At 61.8% G+C, this 20244-nt stretch carries 17 protein-coding genes; 2 read left to right on the forward strand and 15 right to left on the reverse strand.

Features of this window, described 5'->3' with window-relative positions:
* Nucleotides 1-3 precede the first annotated feature (3 nt).
* The 5 genes from AC57B1_RS20915 to AC57B1_RS20935 are packed head-to-tail and all read right to left on the reverse strand — an operon-like array spanning nucleotide 4 to nucleotide 6700.
* Nucleotides 4-660: a sarcosine oxidase subunit gamma gene (locus AC57B1_RS20915; RefSeq protein ID WP_408345479.1), complete on the reverse strand. Its 657-nt coding sequence runs from the start codon at nucleotides 658-660 to the stop codon at nucleotides 4-6.
* On the reverse strand, nucleotides 650-3652 hold the full coding sequence (locus AC57B1_RS20920) for a sarcosine oxidase subunit alpha family protein (protein WP_496418522.1): 3003 nt from the start codon (nucleotides 3650-3652) through the stop codon (nucleotides 650-652). Before AC57B1_RS20920 ends, AC57B1_RS20915 begins: the two co-directional genes overlap by 11 nt.
* Complete coding sequence (locus AC57B1_RS20925; protein WP_496418523.1) at nucleotides 3649-3987, reverse strand: sarcosine oxidase subunit delta; 339 nt, start codon at nucleotides 3985-3987, stop codon at nucleotides 3649-3651. Before AC57B1_RS20925 ends, AC57B1_RS20920 begins: the two co-directional genes overlap by 4 nt.
* Before the next feature lie 29 nt (nucleotides 3988-4016).
* A complete protein-coding gene (locus tag AC57B1_RS20930) occupies nucleotides 4017-5261 on the reverse strand; it encodes a sarcosine oxidase subunit beta family protein (protein WP_091801526.1) in 1245 nt (414 codons plus the stop codon).
* Nucleotides 5262-5305: 44 nt separating this feature from the next.
* Nucleotides 5306-6700, reverse strand: coding sequence for an L-serine ammonia-lyase (locus AC57B1_RS20935; protein ID WP_408345473.1), 1395 nt, complete (start codon nucleotides 6698-6700; stop codon nucleotides 5306-5308).
* Between the two features lie 248 nt (nucleotides 6701-6948).
* Between AC57B1_RS20935 and AC57B1_RS20940 the strand changes: the two genes are divergently transcribed.
* Nucleotides 6949-8031: a GlxA family transcriptional regulator gene (locus tag AC57B1_RS20940; RefSeq protein ID WP_408184958.1), complete on the forward strand. Its 1083-nt coding sequence runs from the start codon at nucleotides 6949-6951 to the stop codon at nucleotides 8029-8031.
* A gap of 93 nt (nucleotides 8032-8124) precedes the next feature.
* On the opposite strand, the gene AC57B1_RS20945 is transcribed toward AC57B1_RS20940, so the two are convergent.
* The 4 genes from AC57B1_RS20945 to AC57B1_RS20960 all read right to left on the reverse strand — a co-directional run bounded on the left by AC57B1_RS20945 (nucleotide 8125) and on the right by AC57B1_RS20960 (nucleotide 12245).
* Nucleotides 8125-9060: a choline ABC transporter substrate-binding protein gene (locus AC57B1_RS20945; RefSeq protein ID WP_496418524.1), complete on the reverse strand. Its 936-nt coding sequence runs from the start codon at nucleotides 9058-9060 to the stop codon at nucleotides 8125-8127.
* A gap of 105 nt (nucleotides 9061-9165) precedes the next feature.
* On the reverse strand, nucleotides 9166-10164 hold the full coding sequence (locus AC57B1_RS20950) for a GlxA family transcriptional regulator (RefSeq protein WP_496418525.1): 999 nt from the start codon (nucleotides 10162-10164) through the stop codon (nucleotides 9166-9168).
* Between the two features lie 7 nt (nucleotides 10165-10171).
* The gene (gene choW, locus AC57B1_RS20955) at nucleotides 10172-11074 is read right to left on the reverse strand and encodes a choline ABC transporter permease subunit (protein ID WP_408179140.1); all 903 of its coding nucleotides are present in this window, start codon (nucleotides 11072-11074) and stop codon (nucleotides 10172-10174) included.
* On the reverse strand, nucleotides 11067-12245 hold the full coding sequence (locus tag AC57B1_RS20960) for a quaternary amine ABC transporter ATP-binding protein (RefSeq protein ID WP_091801558.1): 1179 nt from the start codon (nucleotides 12243-12245) through the stop codon (nucleotides 11067-11069). Before AC57B1_RS20960 ends, choW begins: the two co-directional genes overlap by 8 nt.
* Nucleotides 12246-12969: 724 nt before the next feature.
* Here AC57B1_RS20960 and AC57B1_RS20965 point away from each other — a divergent pair.
* Nucleotides 12970-13221 carry a hypothetical protein gene (locus AC57B1_RS20965; RefSeq protein ID WP_496418526.1) on the forward strand — a complete coding sequence of 84 codons (252 nt, stop codon included), beginning with the start codon at nucleotides 12970-12972 and terminating at the stop codon, nucleotides 13219-13221.
* On the opposite strand, the gene AC57B1_RS20970 is transcribed toward AC57B1_RS20965, so the two are convergent.
* The 6 genes from AC57B1_RS20970 to AC57B1_RS20995 all read right to left on the reverse strand — a co-directional run bounded on the left by AC57B1_RS20970 (nucleotide 13218) and on the right by AC57B1_RS20995 (nucleotide 20240).
* Nucleotides 13218-14114, reverse strand: coding sequence for an aspartyl/asparaginyl beta-hydroxylase domain-containing protein (locus AC57B1_RS20970; RefSeq protein ID WP_496418527.1), 897 nt, complete (start codon nucleotides 14112-14114; stop codon nucleotides 13218-13220). The genes AC57B1_RS20965 and AC57B1_RS20970 overlap by 4 nt on opposite strands.
* A 137-nt stretch (nucleotides 14115-14251) precedes the next feature.
* On the reverse strand, nucleotides 14252-15466 hold the full coding sequence (locus AC57B1_RS20975) for a benzoate/H(+) symporter BenE family transporter (RefSeq protein ID WP_496418528.1): 1215 nt from the start codon (nucleotides 15464-15466) through the stop codon (nucleotides 14252-14254).
* 298 nt (nucleotides 15467-15764) lie between these two features.
* The gene (locus AC57B1_RS20980; RefSeq protein ID WP_496418529.1) at nucleotides 15765-16895 is read right to left on the reverse strand and encodes a VIT1/CCC1 transporter family protein; all 1131 of its coding nucleotides are present in this window, start codon (nucleotides 16893-16895) and stop codon (nucleotides 15765-15767) included.
* 292 nt (nucleotides 16896-17187) lie between these two features.
* A complete protein-coding gene (locus AC57B1_RS20985) occupies nucleotides 17188-17502 on the reverse strand; it encodes a hypothetical protein (RefSeq protein WP_408187271.1) in 315 nt (104 codons plus the stop codon).
* A 176-nt stretch (nucleotides 17503-17678) separates the two neighbouring features.
* Nucleotides 17679-19361 carry a long-chain fatty acid--CoA ligase gene (locus AC57B1_RS20990; protein WP_496418530.1) on the reverse strand — a complete coding sequence of 561 codons (1683 nt, stop codon included), beginning with the start codon at nucleotides 19359-19361 and terminating at the stop codon, nucleotides 17679-17681.
* 105 nt (nucleotides 19362-19466) lie between these two features.
* Nucleotides 19467-20240 (reverse strand): SDR family oxidoreductase, encoded by a 774-nt coding sequence (locus AC57B1_RS20995; protein ID WP_496418531.1) that lies wholly within the window; start codon nucleotides 20238-20240, stop codon nucleotides 19467-19469.
* Nucleotides 20241-20244 lie beyond the last annotated feature (4 nt).

Genomic DNA, 20244 nt, shown 5'->3' on the forward strand with positions numbered 1-20244 from the left:
GCCTTACGACATCAGCGGCTCGGCCGCGTCGAGCATGATCTTGACGAAGTAGTCCGCAAAACTGCGGCGCACGACCAGGTCAAAACTGTTCGCGCCGGTGGGCAGCAATGTCATCGATGCCTTGAAGAAGTGACTCTGCGCGCACTGTCCCTCGGCGAATAGTTTGGGATGCAGATCGAGCGGACAACCGCGCGACAGCACTTCACGCGTGCGCGTGCCGCTGATTTCGAGCACCGTATAGCCGCTGCCGATATCCACCGCCGACGCGAACACGCCTGCGAACGCGGCACCGAGCTTGGCCTGCAACGGCGCGGTACGCGTCGCGTCGTGGGCGGCGGCCGAGCGCACCAGCCATTCGTCCGGGCCGAGCCACATCACGTCGTAGCCGTTGCCGCGCGCCACCGTGTTGGCCTTTTCAGGCGGACGGCAGCCGACCACGCTTTCGAAAGCGCGCACGAACGCCGCGTCACGCGTATCGCCGCGCACATTCACGAGTTCCAGAAATGGCCGCTCGTTCAACCTGAACGCAGCCGATGCCGTCGCCTGATGTTTCTTCAGCAGCGCATCCGCGCCCACCAGCGGCGACTCCTGCCACACGCCGGTCTGCTTGCCGACAGCGCGATCCACGACCGACGCCGTCCCTCTCGTTTCATTCCACATGTTGACGTGCTCCTTCGCTGTCGTAGAACACCGAACTGGTGACCTTCGCTGCAATCTGTTTGCCGCTAGAAAGCGGAATCGTGACCGTCTCGCCGATCTTGTCGAGACCGCCCTTCACCACTGCCATCGCGATCGAGCGCTTCAGGATCGGGCTGTAGTAACTCGACGTGACGTGGCCGAGCATCGCCGCCGTCTCGCCCTGGAACGGACCGGCGACGATCTGCGAACCTTCGGGTATCACGAACGACGGGTCGTCCGAGAGCAAGCCGACCAGTTGCTTGCGCCCCGCCTTCGCCGTATCCGAGCGGGTCAGCGAACGCTTGCCGAGAAAGTCCTTCGACTTCGCGACGAGTCCGCCCATGCCGAGGTCATACGGCGTCATCGAACCGTCCGTATCCTGGCCGACGATGATGTAGCCCTTCTCCGCGCGCAGCACGTGCATGGTTTCGGTGCCGTACGGCGTGATGTCGAATTCCGCGCCCGCGGCCATCAGCGCCTCCCACACCGCGCGCCCGACGTTGGCCGGCACGTTCACTTCATAGGCGAGCTCGCCCGAGAAGCTGATGCGCATCACGCGCGAGGCCGCGCCAGCCACCGTGCCTTCGCGATAGCTCATGAACGGGAATGCCGCGTTCGCGAAGTCGATGTCGTGGCAAACCTTCTGCAGCACCTTGCGGCTGTTCGGACCGACCACGGCGAAGGTGGCCCAATGGTCCGTCACCGACGCGAGCCGCACGCGCATGTCCGGCCATTCTGTCTGCAGCCAGCGTTCGAGCCATGTCAGCACACGTGCCGCGCCGCCGGTGGTGGTCGTCATCATGTAGTGCTGGTCGGCGAGGCGCACGGTCACGCCGTCGTCGAAGATCATGCCGTTTTCGTCGAGCATCAGGCCATAGCGGCACTTGCCGACTTCCAGCTTGCTCCACGGATTCGTATAGACCCAGTTCAGCAGCTTCGCCGAATCGGGGCCCTGAATGTCGATCTTGCCGAGCGTCGAGGCGTCGAGAATGCCGACGCTCGTACGCACCGCGAGAGACTCGCGCGCCACTGCCGAGTGCAGATCTTCGCCAGCTTTCGGGTAGTACCACGGACGCTTCCAGTTGCCCACGTCCTCGAACGCCGCGCCGTTTTCCACGTGCCATTCGTGTACCGCCGTCTTGCGCACAGGATCGAGAAACTCGCCCAGCTCGCGGCCGGCAAACGTGCCGAACGTGACGGGCGTGTAGTTCGGCCGGAACGTGGTCGTGCCGGTCTCGGGAATCGTCTTGCCGAGCGCCTGCGCGAGAATCGCCATGCCGTTGATGTTGCCGAGCTTGCCCTGATCGGTGCCGAATCCCATCGCGGTATAGCGTTTGACGTGTTCGACCGATTCGAAGCCTTCGCGCGCCGCGAGGAAAATATCCGCGGCCGACACGTCGTTCTGGAAGTCGATGAACTGCTTCGGCCCGCGCGTGGCCAGTTCGCGGCCGCCGACCAGCCACAGCGGCTGCATCTTCGCTTCCGTGATCTCCGCCACCTGCACCGGATTCGGCCGCGCGACAATAAAGCCCGCCGCGCGCGCCGCCTCGATACCGGCATCCACCGCAAAGCGGATGCCCTGGCCCAGCGTGAAGTCGCCCGCACAGGCGCCGACGCTCGTTTCCGCCTGCATCGCCTTGCCCGGCACGAAGCAGGCCTTCTCGTCATGCCAATGCGCCTTGCCGCCCGATTGCGCGAACAGATGCAGCACCGGGCTCCAGCCGCCGGACATGGCGAGCAGATCGCACGAGAGTGCGCCCTGCTTCGCACCGACCTGTCCGTTCGAATACGACGCCAGGTCAACCGACGCCACGCGCAGTTTGCCGTGCGCGGCCGTGATTACCACGCCGTTCATCACCTTGACGCCGTAGCGCCGTGCCAGCGCGGGCAGCGTGCCCTTCGATTCGCTCGCACGCGGATCGACCACCGTCACCTGGGCGCCGGCCGCTTTCAGATCGAGCGCGCATTGGTAGCCGTCGTCGTTGTTCGTGAAGACCACTGCGTTGCGGCCCGGCAGAACCGCGTAGCGATGCAGGTAGGTCGACACGGCCGAGGCCAGCATCACGCCCGGCAGATCGTTGTTGCCGAACACGATGGGCCGTTCATGCGCGCCGGTCGCGAGAATCACGCGTTTCGCGCGGATCTTCCACATCAGTTCGCGCGTGCCCTTGCGCTGCGATACCGGCAGATGCTCGGTGAGCCGCTGTGTCACCGTCACGAGATTGTGGTCCTGATAACCGAACGCCGTGCTGCGGCACAGGATTTTCACGTCGGGCATCTGGCGCAGTTCGTCTTCGATCTTCTGCGCCCAGTGCAGCGCGGGCTTGCCGTCGATCTCCGCACGGCACGACAGCAGCGAGCCGCCGAGTTCCGGCTGATCGTCGACCAGCGTCACGCGCGCGCCGGACAATGCCGCGGCGTGCGCCGCCGCGAGCCCGGTCGGGCCACCGCCCACCACCAGCACGTCGCAATGCGCAAAGCACTTGTCGTAGCGGTCCGCGTCGGTGTGTTCCGGCGCCTTGCCGAGACCGGCCGCGTCGCGGATCACTTCTTCGTACTTCGGCCAGAATTTGCGCGGCCACATGAAGGTCTTGTAATAGAAGCCCGCCGGAATGAAGCGCGCGATTTTCTGGTTGACCGCCATGCGGTCTTTCTCGATGCTCGGCTTCGCGTTCACGCTAGTGGCGACGAGTCCCTGGTACAACTCGACTTCGGTCGCACGGGCATTCGGCACCGTGTACGCGCCGGTTTCCAGTTGCACCACGGCGTTCGGCTCTTCCACACCCGCCGTGACGATGCCGCGCGGCCGGTGATACTTCCAGCTACGCGCGACGAAATGCTCGCCGTTCGCGAGCAGCGCCGAGGCCAGCGTATCGCCTTGATAGCCCTGGTACTGGCGGCCATTGAACGTGAACGTCAGCGGCATGGCGCGATTGATGCGGCCGCCGTTGGGGAGTCGGTCTTTCTGGCTCATGATGCCTTGCCCTCTTGTGCCTGGTTCGGTGCCTTGTCTTGTGGTTTAGCCTCGTTGCTGTCCATGGCGAGCAGCGGTCGCTCGAACGTCTCGTAGCCCTGGATCTCGTAGCTCACCGTGTCGCGCTGCGCCTTGAACCAGCGGCGGCAGCCTTGCGTGTGCAGCCATTGCTCGCGATGCACGCCGCGCGGGTTCTTGCGCATGAACAGGTAGTCGCCCCATTCCTTGTCGGTGAGTTTGTCGGTGTCGAGCGGACGGGCAATATCCGCTTCGCCGCCGCAGGAAAATTCGGTTTCGGCGCGTGGCCCGCACCACGGGCATTCGATCAATAGCATTTCTTGGTTCCTCGTCGCAGTGCGTGGCGTTAGTGGGCGACGGCGGCGGCGCCGTGCTCGTCGATCAGGTGGCCGGTATAGAAACGGTCCAGCGAGAATGGCGCATTCAACGGATGCGGTTCATCCTTCGCGATGGTGTGCGCGTAAGCCCATCCCGAGCCCGGCGTCGCCTTGAAGCCACCCGTGCCCCAGCCGCAATTGAAATACAGCCCTTTCACGTCGGTCTTGCTGATGATCGGGCACGCATCCGGCGAGACATCCACAATGCCGCCCCACTGCCGGTTCATCCGCACCCGCGAGAACACCGGGAACATTTCGACGATCGCTTCGAGCGTGCCTTCGATAATCTGGAAACTGCCGCGCTGACCGAAACCCGTGTACTGGTCCACGCCCGCGCCGATCACCAGGTCGCCCTTGTCGGACTGGCTGATATACGCATGCACCGCGTTCGACATCACGACCGTATTGACCACCGGCTTGATCGGCTCCGACACCAGCGCCTGCAACGGGTGGCTCTCCAGCGGCAGCCGCACGCCGGCCATGTCGGCGAGCGTGGAGGTATTGCCCGCCGCCACCACCGCGACTTTCTTCGCCTTGATGAAACCCTTCGTGGTGTCCACGCCGACCACCTGACTGCCGTTGCGGCGAATGCCCGTGACCTGGCAGTTCTGCACGATATCCACACCGGCCTGATCCGCGCCGCGCGCGAAACCCCAGGCCACCGCATCGTGACGCGCCACGCCGCCGCGGCGCTGGATCGAAGCGCCGAGCACCGGATAGCGGCTGTTGAGATTGATGGTCGGCTCGATTTCCTTGATCTGCTCGGGCGTGAGGAATTCGGCGTCCACGCCGTTCAGCCGGTTAGCATTCACGCGGCGCTCGGTGTCGCGCACGTCCTGCAACGTGTGCGCAAGGTTCATCACGCCGCGCTGGCTGAACATGACGTTGTAGTTCAGGTCCTGCGAGAGCCCTTCCCACAGCTTCATCGCTTTTTCGTAGAGCGCGGCCGACTCGTCCCACAGGTAGTTCGAGCGCACGATGGTCGTATTGCGCGCCGTATTGCCGCCGCCGATCCAGCCTTTCTCCAGCACGGCGACGTTGCGCACGCCATGTTCCTTCGCCAGGTAATACGCGGTGGCGAGACCATGCCCGCCGCCGCCGACGATCACGACGTCGTATTCACGTTTGGGCTCGGGGCTCTTCCACTGTCGCTCCCAGTTCTCGTGATACGACATCCCGTTGCGCAACAGGCTGAATATCGAATAGCGGCTCATCGTCTGTCCTTGGTGGGTACTCGTGCTTGATGCTTCGTTGCTGTTCAACACTCGATGACGTTCACGGCCAACCCGCCGCGCGACGTCTCCTTGTATTTCGTCTTCATGTCCGCGCCGGTTTCGCGCATCGTCTTGATCACGTTGTCGAGCGACACGTAATGCTGGCCGTCGCCCTTCATCGCCATGCGCGCGGCGTTCAACGCCTTGATCGCGCCCATCGCATTGCGTTCGATACACGGAATCTGCACGAGTCCGCCGACCGGGTCGCAGGTCATGCCCAGGTTGTGTTCCATGCCGATTTCGGCGGCGTTTTCGACTTGTGTCGGCGTGCCGCCCATCACGGCGGCGAGCGCCGCGGCGGCCATCGAGCAGGCCACGCCCACTTCGCCCTGGCAGCCCACTTCCGCGCCGGAGATCGACGCGGTTTCCTTGTAGATGATGCCGATCGCCGCGGCCGTCAGCAGGAAGTTGACAATGCCTTCGTCGTTCGATGCATGCATGAACTTCACGTAGTAGTGCAGCACGGCGGGAATCACACCGGCTGCGCCATTGGTCGGTGCCGTGACGACACGCCCGCCCGCCGCGTTTTCTTCGTTGACGGCCATCGCGTACAGGTTGACCCAGTCGAGCATGGAGAGCGGATCGCGCAACGACTCTTCCGAACGCGAACGCAGTTGCGCGCACAGATCGGCGGCGCGGCGCTTGACATGCATCGGGCCGGGCAATTCGCCGCGCACCTTGCAGCCGCGTTCGACGCAGGCCGCCATGGCGCGCCAGATTGTCAGCAGGCCGTCGCGCACTTCCTGTTCAGGACGCGACGCGCATTCGTTGCGCAGCGTGATCTGCGCGATCGACAGACCGGTTTCGCGGCAGACGCGCATCAGATCGTCGCCGGTCCGAAACGGATACGGCACCTGGGCGCCGGCGCGCACGCCGTTCACGCGATCGCCTTCGCGATTCACCACGAAGCCGCCGCCGATCGAGAAATACTCCTTCTCCACCAGTAGCTGGCCGTTTTCGTCGAAAGCCTGAAAACGCATGCCGTTCGGATGCACGATGCCCGAGCCCGGCGCGCCCGGCATCAGCTTGCGGAAAAAGCCGAGATGCTCGCGTTCGTCGAATTTCACCGGATGCTTGCCGAGCAGCACGAGCTGCTTCGTCGCGCGAATGGCCTGCAGGCGCGGCTCGATCACGTCCGGGTCGATGGAATCGGGCAGATTGCCTTCGAGTCCCAGCAGCACCGCCTTGTCCGTGCCGTGCCCTTTGCCGGTCGCGCCGAGCGAGCCGAACAGTTCGGCCTTCACGCTGCGTACGAAGCCGAGCAGATTGGCGTCTTCGATATGCGAGGCGAAGCGGCATGCAGCGATCATCGGCCCGACCGTGTGCGAGCTTGAGGGACCGATACCGATCTTGAACAGATCGAAGACGCTGACGTTCATGGCGTGCCTTGTGCGTTGCGATGCCTTGGGTGGATTTGCTGCTATTGCACCGCACGTCAATTTGAATCGATAGAATAAAAACGGCATGACAGTGGGATAGTGGCGTCAAGCCGGCCGCCGGCAAAGGGCGGCGACGTATTTGCGAAGACTTTTGACGCATTTGCGAAGGGCGCCGCGCTTGCGGCTGGCGATCGCCGCCATCCCCGGTGATATGCTTGTTCCCACCCTTTTCCTTGCTGGCTGCATGCATGAATTCCGCTGAACCGCTTCCCCCTCAATCGATCGACGGCACCTCGAAGCAGCGCATCCGCTTCGGCATCATCCTGCTGCCGAACTTCACGCTGACGGCGTTTTCGGGTTTCGTCGACCTGCTGCGCCTGTCCGCGGATGAAGGCGATTTCAGCAAGCCCGTGCGCTGTTCGTGGAGCGTGATAGGGGAAACCCTTGCTCCGGTGCGCGCGAGTTGTGGCATTCAGATCACCCCGTGGGAGACTTTCGACACCGCCGAGCCGTTCGATTACGTGGTGGTGGTGGGCGGCCTGCTGCATTCCGGGCCTGCCACGAACGAAGCGACCCTCGCCTTCATTCGCCGCGCCGCCGCCACGAATGCGACGCTCGTCGGCATGTGCACGGGCGTGTTTTCGTTGATGCGCGCGGGCGTGCTGGAGGGACACCGCATCTGCGTGAGCTGGTTTCACTACTGGGATTTCATCGAACGTTTTCCGTCGGTGAACGAGGAGGCGCTGGTCGCCGACCGGCTGTTCGTGATCGACCGCCGGCGCATTACGTGTTCAGGCGGACGCGCGTCGATCGACGTCGCCGCCGCGATTCTGCTGCGGCATTTCGAAACCGCCACGGTGCAGAAGGCGCTGCGTATTCTGCTTGTGGACGACATGCAGAAAGGTAACGCGCCGCAGCCGCATCCACCGGGACTCGCGCCGGCCGCGCATCCGAAAGTGAAGCGCGCGATTCTGCTGATGGAACAGCACGTGGGCCGGTCGTTGTCGCTCGACGAACTTGCGGGCAAGCTCGATCTGTCGCCGCGTCAGTTGGAGCGGCTTTTCAAGGCGCAAACGGGTAAGGCGCCGCAGGCTTATGCGAAGCAGGTGCGTTTGCGCACCGCCGCGTGGCTGCTCACGAGTTCGGACAAGACGGTGGCCGATATTGCGTCGAGTTGCGGGTTTTCCGATGCGTCGCATCTGGGGCGGGAGTTTCGCAAGCAGTTTGGCTTGCCGCCGATGATGTATCGCGAGCAACGCGGCACCGCGGCGGAGGCGGTGGATAGTGGGGATTATGAGGAGACGTTTCCGGGGCGGGCGCGGGCGATTTGAGGGGGGTGACCGGCCTATCAAGACTTTGACAAAGCGACGTATAAGGCACCCCAAAAGATTGCCCCATCCGTCGCCCCATTCTCAAACCCAACCTCACTTCCCCGCTACATAAGCCTTCACAGCCGGCAACCCATCCTTCCCGTCATACGTCTTCACTCCTGCGAGCCATTTGTCGAGCACCGCCGGATTCGCCTTCAGCCATTCGCGCGCGGCCTTGTTCGGGTCGGTCTTGTTCATGATCGGCAGCATGACGTGATTCTCGATGTCGGTCGTGAACTGCAGATTCGACACCAGCTTCGCCACATTCGGGCAACGCGCCGAATAATCGCTCGGCGTAACCGTCAACACTTTGGCTTCGCCATAATTCGGCCCGAACACATCGTCACCACCGGACAGATAATCTATCTTCATCTGCACGTTCATCGGATGCGGTTCCCAGCCCAGAAACACGATTGGTTTGTTCGCGCGGATCGCACGGTTCACCTCGACCAGCATGCCCGCCTCGCTCGACTCCACCAGCTTGAATTTGCCGAGCCGGTACTGATTGCTGTCGATCATCTTCTTGATCAACGCATTGCCGTCGTTGCCCGGCTCGATCCCGTAGATCTTGCCGTCGAGCTTGTCGTAGTTCTTCGCGATATCGGCGAACGTCTTGATGCCGGACTGATACGCATAATCCGGCACAGCCAGCGTGTATTTCGCGCCCGTCAGATTCGGCGTGGGCAAGACGGTGAGCTGTCCGGACTTTTTGAACGGATCGATCATCGGGTCCATGGTCGGCGACCAGTAGCCGAGGAACACGTCGATCTGCTTGCTCTTCACACCGGCAAAGGTGATCGGCACCGAGGCGATCGTCTTGGTCGGCTTGTAGCCAAGCCCCTCGAGCACGGTCGATGCAAGCCCGGTGGTCGCCGCGATATCGGTCCAGCCGACGTCGGCGAACCGGACATCGCGGCACGTGGCGGGTTCCGCAGCAAAGACAGACGACACAGACAGCGCGCACAACGACGCAGCCCACAAACGTTTCATGGCGTTCCCTCAGGGTGATTGATGCTTGACTGGTTTGACGGACGAAGCGGATTTTTTACGCCGCCCGGTTCAGGCGGCGCTGCATGCAATTCATGGTGCGGCTCACTACGAAGACAACCGCCGCTCGACGCTCGGCGCATGACCGAACTGCGCGCGATAGGCTTTGCTGAAATGACACGGCGAATGAAAACCGCACACCGCCGTCACCCGCGCAATCGACGCATCCGTATTGCGCAGCAGCTCGCGCGCGCGACGCAAACGCAGCGTCAGGTAATAGTGCGTCGGCGACACGCTCAGGAACATCTTGAACATGCGTTGCAAATGACGCTGCGACAGATGCACGAGCCGCGCGAGTTCGTCGAGCGATAACGGCTCCTCGATATTCGCTTCCATCAGCCGCACCACCTCGATCAGTTCCGCGCGCGAGAAACCGACCCGCGCGTCGACGGGAATGTGCTGGTAATCGGTCGAACTGCGAATCCGCTCGACAATGAACTGCTCGGACACCTGCGCGGCGAGCGCATGCCCCAGCCGCATGCCGACCAGGTTCAGCATCAGATCGAGCGGCGCGGTGCCGCCCGTGCATGTCATGCGATCGCGGTCGATCACGAACAGCTCGTCGGCGAAACGCACATCCGGGTAGGTCTTGTGCAACGGCGACATGTCTTCCCAATGCACGGTGCAGCGATAACCGTCGAGCAATCCGGCAGCCAGCAGCGCATACGGTCCCGTGCAGATGCCGCCGAGCGGAATGCCTTTTTCGGCGACGTCGCGTAGCAACGCAATCACCGTGTCGTTCACGTAATCGCGCACATGCCAGCCGGCGCAGACGATCAGCACGTCCGGCATGCCTGCCTCGGCGAGCGTGGTGGTGGGTTTCACCGTGATGCCGTTGCTCGCTCGCGCCGGTTCGCCGTCGGGCGTGATCACCGACCACCTGTAGTGCTGCGCGCGACCTACGTAGTTGGCCATGCGCAGTACCTCGACCGCGCTCGTGAACGCGATCATCGAAAAGTTCGGCAGCGTCAGAAAGCCGACGTGCGCGAGCCCGGACAGCGGCGAATCGGCTTGGGGCTCGACCGGCGTGATCGCGTCGCGCTTCATAGGCGGCTCAGCCGTGTTGCGCCGCCGGCTCGCGGCGCACTTTCATGACACTGCGCAAGCCCGACAGCAGCGGCGCGCGCGCCATGCCCGGCGAGCGGCCAAAGCTCTCCGTGATGCGGTCCAGAATGATCGCGAGCATCACCACCGAAAGTCCACTTTCGAAGCCGAGCCCGATATCGAGCCGTTGAATACTGGCCAGCACGTCGTTGCCGAGACCGCCCGCGCCCACCATCGAAGCGATGATCACCATGGAGAGCGCCATCATGATGGTCTGATTCACGCCGGTCATGATGGACGGCAGCGCGTTCGGAAACTGCACCTTGTAAAGCAATTGCCACGGCGTGCAGCCAAAGGCCTGCCCTGCTTCGACGATTTCCCGGTTCACGTGCTTGATACCGAGCGACGTGAGACGCACCGCCGGCGGCATGGCGAAAATCACGGTGGAGAGAATCCCCGGCACACGGCCCAGACCGAACAGCATCGCAGCCGGAATCAGGTACACGAACGCCGGCATGGTCTGCATCAGATCGAGCACGGGGCGCACGATCATCTCGACGGTGCGGCTCTTCGCGGTCCAGATGCCGAGCGGCACACCGAGCAGCAAGCTGATCAACGTGGACGACAAGGTCAGGCCGAGCGTGATCACCATCTGATCCCAGAACCCGGTGCCGTAGATCAACAGCATGGCGAGCAGCGTGAACAGCGCGAAGCGCCAGCCCACCCGCCACAGCCCGATGCCGACGAAGAACGCCATCAGCGCCCACATCGGCACGGCTTGCAAGCCGTGTTCGATCACCGCGGCAAAGCTCTCGATCACCTTGCCGATGGAATCGAAAGTTTTTGCGTCGTGGTCGAGCAGATAGTGAACGCCGTGATCGACCCAGGCGCCAAGTGGAATGACTTCAGACATGGGAACTCCGATGGCGGGTGAGAACGTTCAGCACGTTCGTCTTGTTGACCGAACCACAGTAGGAGCCGTCGGCTTCGACAACCGGCAGCGGCGCGCGGCTCGCCACCACGCGTTCGACGACGTCATCCAGCGGTGTAGTGCGGCGGATGCATTCGATCTGATTGAGCTGCGGCGAAGCGCTGCCCATCGCGTCGCGGCAGACGAAGCCGCGAATCTTGCGCTCGCTGTCGAGCACGAACGCGTAGTCGGCGCTGCCGTTGAGCGTGGCGGCCACGCTCGACGCATCGATCTGCGGCGAGTGCTGCATGAGCGGCACGGCGTCGGTCTGCATCAGATCGCCGGCGGTCAGATAGCGGCTCGTGTCGATGCCTTCGAAGAACGCGCGGACGTAATCGTCGGCAGGATTGGTGATGATCTGCTGCGGCGTGCCGACCTGCACGACCCGGCCGCCTTCCATGATCGCGATGCGGGTGCCGATGCGCATCGCTTCTTCCAGATCGTGCGACACGAACAGGATGGTGCGCTGCTGCTCGCGTTGCAGATCGAGCAGTACGTTCTGCATTTCCTTGCGCTTGAGCGGATCGAGTGCGGAGAACGCCTCGTCCATGATCATCAGCGACGGGTTGACCGCCAGCGCCCGCGCGAGACCCACGCGCTGCTGCATGCCGCCGGAGAGCTGCGCGGGCAGCTTTTCCGCGAACGGCGCGAGGCCGACCTGTTCGAGCACGGCCATCGCGCGCTTCTCGCGTTCCTTGCGGCCCACGCCCGCCACTTCGAGGCCGAACGCCGCATTGGACAGCACGGTTCGCTGCGGCATCAGCGCGAAGGACTGGAACACCATGCTCATGTCCTTGCGGCGCAGCGCCGTCAATTCGGAGCGCGGCACGCTGGCGACATCGCGGCCGTCGATCAGCACCTTGCCGGCGCTCGGCTCGACCAGCCGGTTGATCAGACGGATCAGCGTCGACTTGCCGGAGCCGGACAGGCCCATCAGCACGAAGATCTCGCCTTCCTTGACTTCGAACGATACGTTGTGAACGCCGACAATCTGACCGGTGCGCGCGAATACCTCTTCTTTCGTTGCGCCGCCTGCCAGCATGCCGATCGCCTGTTTCGGGTTGGTGCCGAACACCTTGCACAGCCCTTCGACCACGACCTTCGGGGAATTCATTGAATGCTCTCCTATGTCGACCGGAGTTAGCGCTTTAGCGCTTACTCCGGTCCCACGCACCGCTTCGACCGGAGTTTGCGCTTTAGCATTGCCTCCGGTCCCATGCACCGATAGTTGCTGCAGTGGCGGACGTCCGTCCGCGCTGTGCATACATAGTTGCCAGAAAAAAGTACGCCTAGCCGACTATTTGCGACAAGCACATGAGGAAATGCGACACCCCTATCTGGCGCGCGCCGGACGGCGGCTGCCGGAGCCTTGCTGGATAAGGGTTTGGAGGGTGTTTGGCCGAGCGGCGACGCGTGTCGCGCCTGAGCAAGTGGAGGCGGCGAGGGGTTAAAAAAACGTGTTTCGAAGCGGTTGCCGGGTGAGTTGCGGTGATGCAGCAGACCGGGGGGCTCCCGAGGGTTAGTGTAAACGCGTATGCGGACAATGTTCCGCGGGATGTTCGGCCTCTTTTCCTGAAAGGCTCAAGGCGAGCACCGCCTATGCAGATCTACTCGCCGTACGACGCTGACCGGAGGCGGTCCCACTGCGACGAACGCGCGATGCTACGTAGCCAGTCGAGCGCCCCATGGCCGCGTTCCGTCATGGACGCGGTTAGCCTTGTTCCTTCGACGCAGCGAACATCTGGTTTGCGACCAGCTTGGCGCGCAACGTCACATTTAATGAACTCACGACGTAGCAACTCGGAAAATACCGCCGGCTCGAGCGGCATGTCCATATCATGAAGGCTGGCATTGTGAAGACCTTCAAGCAGATCCGCGTTCGTCAGGTCAGCGCGCCCTGCCCCGCATTGACCGGCGAGGTCAAACATACACGACTCGACCAGACAACGCGGATTGGCGCACGGGATTATCGATGCGAACGCTCGGAAGGAAGATTCGTCCAAAGTGTGGAATTGCTGAATCAGCAGCCGACACAATTCCGAAAACGGGCGAACCCATCGAGCGGCGGCGGCACAGTCGAGAATGGTTAGAAAATTCCCTTGCGAAGCGGGAAGCGCTCGTTCATCGCGCGCGAGCCAATATAGAATCTTTGCATCTCTTCACAATGCTCGACGAGTTCCTGTCGGCGAGTCAGTCGGGCGACCGCGGTTAAATTTTTGTAGATATCACTGACCGGCGACTCGAAGCGCAACTGAACCTCTGAAAGGGCGACCAGAATTTGCTCCGCGTCGTCCTTATGATGGAATCGCTCGGACAGAAATTCGAGGTGATCCTGCAAGTCCTCTGACTCAAGCTTGGTGCGGGCAACCAGTGCGGGTGCAATCGCTTCGTCGCGGACCGAAGGATCCTTGAAGATTAACGAGTAATGTGGGTTTGAAATGTCGGCGTACTGAAAATCAAGACTTAGAATCCGGCGATTGTTCGAAGTCAGATTTAACGCCGCGTGGGGAACCGTCGACTCCAATATCCAGATATCGCCTTTTCGCATGCGGAAGACTCCGAAATTTTCCTCGGTGTGGTAAGAATCGATACAGGTTTCAAGCGGAATCAAAATGCGGACATAGCGGTCTTTTTCTTCTGACAACTCCAGAAAATCGGTATGCGGGATGACAAGACCATTGACGAGATTGCGTACGCGCGCCATTCGCATATGTTCCACATCGAAATACCTTTCGATGATCTGGCTGAGATACGAGGTCGCGGCTCCCACCTGCGTTCGGACGGCCGGATGGTCGTAGTCCGAATATTGGGTGTCGGTCCATTCGCCTGTTCTATTCCAAAGCGAATGGTTGATCCACGTGCCCGAACTGAATTCGTCGTACTGCTCCTTGATAACCGGCAACTCAGACAGTATTTTCAGGTCCTTCCTGAGTAAAGCATTGTTGAACTTGATCCGACCTACAAGGCTGGTTTTTGTCACCACGTCTACAGTCTCCTTTCGTAAGTTCCAACACAGTTTTTCGGTGGTGCACCTGCATCTGTGATGCACTGGTTATTTACGTAAGTTCGCCTCCTGTCAGTACCTTGCGAGACGCTACCGGCAGCTAGTCCCCGAACAGGTCAACTGGTTCTCGGCTCGTTGCCGTCGACTTGCTTTACTGAGCTCCAGACAGCCTTTTTCGACAATGCAAGCGAAAATATGATGCCGGCAACGAGTCCCCACAGGGCCGGTCCCAAGCCAAAAAATGACATACCGGAAACGGTGACTACGAACGTAATGACGGAGGATTCGCGTTGGCCCTCCGCGGCGACGGAAGATGAGAGACTTGTGACGAGTGTTCCGAGCAGCGCAAGGCCTGCCAACGTACTCGTCAGCCCTTCGGGCAGTCGAGCAAAGAGCGCGATGACCGATGCGCCAAACGTGCCGATGCAGAGGTAACCGACGCCACAGACCACTCCCGAGATGTATCTGCGCCGTGGATTCACGTGACATTCCGGGCTCGCGCACATGGCCCCGACAATCGCCGCGGGGTTAATGCCGGAGTTGCCGAACAATGCGAGAGGAATGGACATGAGACCGCTGGCGCCAACCACCGATTTAGGCGATATGTCGTAGCCCGCGTTACGAAGAATATGGATCGAGGTTGCGTATTGGGTCAGCGCGAGCAGGAGCAAAGGCAGCCCGAGTCCAACGAGCGCCTCGATAGAAAAAGTTGGGAGCGTGAATTCCGGCTTTACGAGGCTCAGGTCGAGTCCTTGCGCCGTGAAATTCGCGCCAGGCAGAGCCACGATCACGCCAGTCAGAAGCGCAAGTGCGACGGCATAACGCGGGATCAGGCGCCGACACAAGACATACGCAACCACAACCGGCAGCACAACAGCAGGGGTGGATTGGAGTGACCGGAAGATGCCCGCGCAAAACTCGAAGAGCACGCCGGCAATCATGGCGGAAAGCAGATGGGCAGGCAGATGCTGGATCAGTCTGCCGAACAGCCCCGACAGCCCAAGCATTGCGATGATGACTGCCACTACAAGGTAACACCCGATCACGTCGCTGAACGGATAGCGCGCAAGTGCGGTAAGCAGCAGTGCCACTCCGGGAGTCGACCACGCGCCGATCACCGGCATTCTGTGCCGCAGGCTAAGCCAGAGACCTAACAAGCCGGCACCGATGGAGACGGCCCAGATCCACGTTGACAGCAGATTGTGCGAAAGATGCCCGGCCTGCGCCGCTTGCACGACGATCAGCACCGGTCCGCTATAGGTGGCGACAAGCGCGATGACGCCTGCGATGGCGGCGGACGCGGAAAAGTCCGCGCGCATTCTGGAAAACATCGTGTGTGTCTCCTGGGCCAGGCAAGCCCGGTAGGCTGAGTCGTAATATCAGGGTGTTCGAGTCTCCGTGAGCGCTCGTGGAAGAATGCTATTCGCCCGACCAACGGATGGGATTGGGATTGGTCTATTTGTGAGCGGGGAAATTTCTGATGCGCGAGTGGGAGCAATCAGGTGCCGGCGCCAAGTCGGAACGCCAGATTCGGGCGCGCAGGAACAAACGACCCCTTACCGTTACCGGTAAGGAATCGGGATAGATCGCGAAGCGGTCATATCGAGCCCGCGAACGAGCGTACGGCCCTCACGAAACCGACACGCCCAAAAGCCGCCCGACCCCGAACGTGAACGCAGCCGCGATCAGCCCGATCACAATCTGCCGCAACGCCGAAAATCCGGCACTGCGTCCGTTGAAAAGCGACGTGAACACGCCGATCGACGCAAGCGCCAGCATGCTCAGCACCACGCATTGCATGATCGCGTTGTAGTCGCGAGTCCACAGAAACGGCATCACCGGAAAGATCGCACCCAGCGAGAAAAGGCAGAACGACACACCCGCGGCCGACCAGGGATTGCCGCCCAACTCCGCGGGATCGAGACCGAGCTCTTCGCGAGTCAGGGTATCGAGCGCCTTGCTCTTGTCACGCATCATTTGCGAGGCGACCCGTTTGGCCTCGTCCGCTTCGAGCCCCTTGGCGCGATAGATCAGCGCGAGTTCGTGCTCTTCGGCTTCCGGCGTTTCCTCGATTTCCTGCGCCTCTTTGGCGATCTGCGTGCTGGCCAGTTCGCGGGCGTTGGTGACCGAAAGCCATTCGCCCAGTGCCATCGAACATGCACCGGCGATCAGCCCCGCCAGCCCCGTCAACAGAATCGCCTTGTTGCCGGTTCCCGCGCCCGCCACGCCCATGATCAGGCAGAAGTTCGAAACGAGGCCGTCGTTGGCGCCGAGCACGGCGGCGCGCAAATCGTTGCCGGCCCCCGCGCCCTTGTGCCACTGCTCCGCGGCGGCGATCCGCGCGCCCGGCGACAGATTCGCGTCGCCACCGCCATGCGCCAGCGTGCGGACGATGGCGGCGTGATGCTGCTCGTCCGCCGACATGCGGCCCGCGTCCGGTTGCCCCTCGTATTTATTGCGATCGGCATATTCCGCCGCCGCGAGTGTGGGCAGCACGAAACCCGCGCCGAACAGGCGAACCAGGCCTTTCATCAGGCGCGTTTTGATGGCGTGGCCCGCGCCCTTCGGCTCGAGCCCGTTCGCCCTCAACTTGTCGGCCCACACGCGTGCATGCTCGCGCTCCGACTTTGCGAGGTCGCCATACACCTGTTTGCGCGTGTCGTCCTTCTCGGCCTCGGCGAGTGTTTCGTACAGCGCTGCGCTGTGCAGTTCGTCGGAAAGATTCGCTTTATATCGCTTGATTTCCTGCCGGGATGCCATGGTGGTGTGCCTGAATTTTGAGTCGCTGGCGAAAGCGTAATCGATTCAGGTACGGAAAGCATCAATGCGTTGACGTGTGACTCGAGCGGGAATGAGCAGTTACAAAAGACTGCGCGTGTGAAAGCGTTCGTCGACATGCTGATCGAGACGCTCGGCGCGCGCTGAGTGGGTTGGATCGGGTTGCATTGCGTTGGCCCGCATCCCTTCGCCCTACTGCGCACGCTGCGACACGGTGGCGCGCACCGGCGGCAGCCGCGCGAAATTCAATCAGGTCGCGCGGCTGGAGTCACGCTTACTGGCTCGCGCCTGCTCCGACGCCGGCCTTCTTCTCAGCCTTCTGCAGCTTGTCCGGATAGGTCGGATCATTCTGGGCCGGCTGGTAGCCTGCGTCTTCGAGCTTCTTCAACTCGGCATTCTTCTTGGCACGCGCCTGCTTGCGTGCCTCCTTGCGCTCGGCCTTGGTGGGTTTCGCACTGCTTGCAGCGGCAGGCGCCGCAGTAGCAGCAGCGCCGCTGGCATCTTGAGCCGCGGCCAGCGGAATGCTGCCTGCCACCAGGGCGGTGACGGCAAGTCCGAGCATGATCTGTTTAACGGCAAAGCTCTTCATCTTCAAAATCCCCTCTCGAAAGTTGGCAATAGCCTCGAAGCCTGTCTGCAAGCCTTTGTCCAGCAACACGAGCCGCGCACCGCAAACACTGCGGACTCGTGATAAGAGCTTACAGGCAAACCATCCGAAGAGTATTCTCAGCGCCGCGAGCGGGTTTTTCGTCAGGCGGACGAACCTCACGAGCCGGCCGTGCGCGCCGCGTCCTCTTCCTGCAATTTCCGCCACAAAATCTTGCCGCTGCCCGATTTCGGCAGCGACTCGACGAACTCGACGATGCGCGGCGCCTTATACGAGGCCATCTGCTCATGCGCCCAGTCGATGATCTCCTGCGCAGTAATCGTGCCTGCATGCGCCGCGTCCGCCACGACCAGCGCTTTCACGGTCTCGCCGCGTTTCTCGTCCTTCACGCCGATCACGCACACTTCGTGAATCGCCGGATGCCGGTACATCAGCGCCTCGACTTCGGCCGGCCATACCTTGTAACCAGATGCGTTGATCATGCGTTTCAGGCGATCAGTCATGAAGAAATAGCCGTCTTCGTCGATATGGCCCAGATCGCCCGTGCGCAGAAACCGTTTGCCGTCGAGTTCGATGAACGCCTCCGCCGTCGCTTTCGGATTGCCCCAGTAACCCTGCATGACCTGCGGCGCGTTCGTGACGATCTCGCCCGTTTCGCCTTGCGGCAACTCCTCGAGCGAGACCGGATCGATCACGCGCGAGTCCACGTCGAACACGGGAATGCCCAGGCATTGCGCCTTTGGCCGGTGCGGCGGATTGATATGCGTGCCGGCAATCGTTTCCGTCATACCGTAGCCTTCCACATAATCGAGTCCTGTCAGCGCCTTGAGCTTTCTCGCAATTGCGTCCGGCATCGCCGCGCCGCCGCCGCGCGTGCCGGTGAGGCTCGACAGATCGTATTCGCCGAGCTTCGGGTTCGACAGAAAGTCGACCATCATCGTCGAGATGGATTGCCATGCGGTGACGCGATATTTCTGCATGCATAGCGCTGCCGCTTCGCGATCCCAGCGCGGCAACAGGACGATCGTTGCGCTTGAGAAGACCGCACTGTTCATGCCGCCTTGCATGCCCGTCACATGAAAGAGCGGCAAGACCGATAGATAAACACCGTCAGACGGCGCCGAGAACCACACACAGCCGCCGAGCAGCGTGCTCATCACGCTGCGGTGCGTGTGCATGCAGCCCTTCGGCTTGCCGGTGGTGCCGGACGTATAAGGCATCACACACAGATCGTCGGGACCGGTGGTGAGCGGCCCCGGCGCGATGTGCCGCTCGATCACGTCTCGCCACGGCGTGACGCCGGCAATGTCGAAGGTTTTGCGCGGCGCCGCGACGAATTCAGGCACGGGAATCGGCGACGGCCGTTTCAGATAATCGCTATACGTCGCGACGATCGCGTGCTCGATGCCCTTGCCGGCCCCGTTGCCGATCAACGGCTCGACGTTCGCGAACAAACATTGCGGCGCGATGATCGTAGTCGCGCCGCTGTCTTCGACGTAATGCGCCAACTCCGCGGTCATGTTCATCGGATTGACCGGCACCACCACTGCGTTCGCCCGAAGAATGCCGTAATAAGCGACGATCCATTGTGGACTGTTCTGCATATAGAGCAGAACACGGTCGCCCGCCTTGACCTGGCACTCCTGCTGCAGAAAGCCCGCCACCCGCTCGGCTTCGTCCTTGAATTCCGCAAACGTGATCGCCGTGTCGTAGAAGATGATGAACGGCTTGTCGGGAAAGCGCGCCGCCGAGACTTCGGCGTTATAGAAAAGACTGGTCTCGGGTAGCGTCAAATGCAGAGGCACTTGCGGCGGCCAATGCGCATGATGGCGTTCGTTCATCAGCGTCTCCTGATTTTTTAGTGTCCGCGCGCGGTTCGCCCGGTTTGCGCGGTTTGCCCGAGCCGCGCGTTTCGTTCACATCGTCACGCCTGACCTGCGTCGTACCTAGACGATGATCGCGCCGCCGTCCACCGCGAAATCCTGACCGGTAATATGGCGCGACGCTTCACTCGCAAGAAACACGATCGGGCCTTTGAGATCTTCGTCGCCACCCTGGCGCTGCAACGGCGTGCGCGAAACGATCGAGTCTTCCAGTTTGCCGAGTAGACCCGCCGACATTTTCGAAGGGAAAAAGCCCGGGCAGATCGCGTTGACATTGATGTTGTACTTGCCCCATTCCGCAGCCAGCGCGCGTGTGAAATTGATCGCGGCGGCCTTCGACGTGTTGTACGCAATCGTGTTCATGCCGGGCGGCGATCCCTTCAGCCCCGCTACCGATGCGATATTGACGATCTTGCCCGCGCGCCGCGGAATCATGCTGCGCTTGCCGACTTCGCGAGCGAGAAAGAACGGTGCATTGACGTTCAGGTTCATCACCTTGTGCCACGCTTCGTCGGGATAGTCTTCGGCTGGTGCGCCCCATGTCGCGCCGGCGTTGTTGACCAGAATATCGATTCGCTCATGCACGCCCAGCACTTCATCCACGAGGCCGGGAATGCCCTCGAAGCGCTGCAGGTCGTTGACCACCGTGTGCACTTCGATACCGCGCTGTTGCAGATGCGTTTTCGCTTCAGCGAGTTCGTCGGCCTTACGCGCGGTAATGGCGACGCGGCACCCCATTTCGCCGAGTGCCTCGGCCATTTGCAGACCCAGTCCGCGAGAGCCTCCGGTGATCAGTGCCACCTTGCCGTCCAGTCGAAACAGGTCCTTCACAGACATTGCG

Source organism: Paraburkholderia sp. BGA-UO-ETr-F21 (assembly GCF_059567925.1).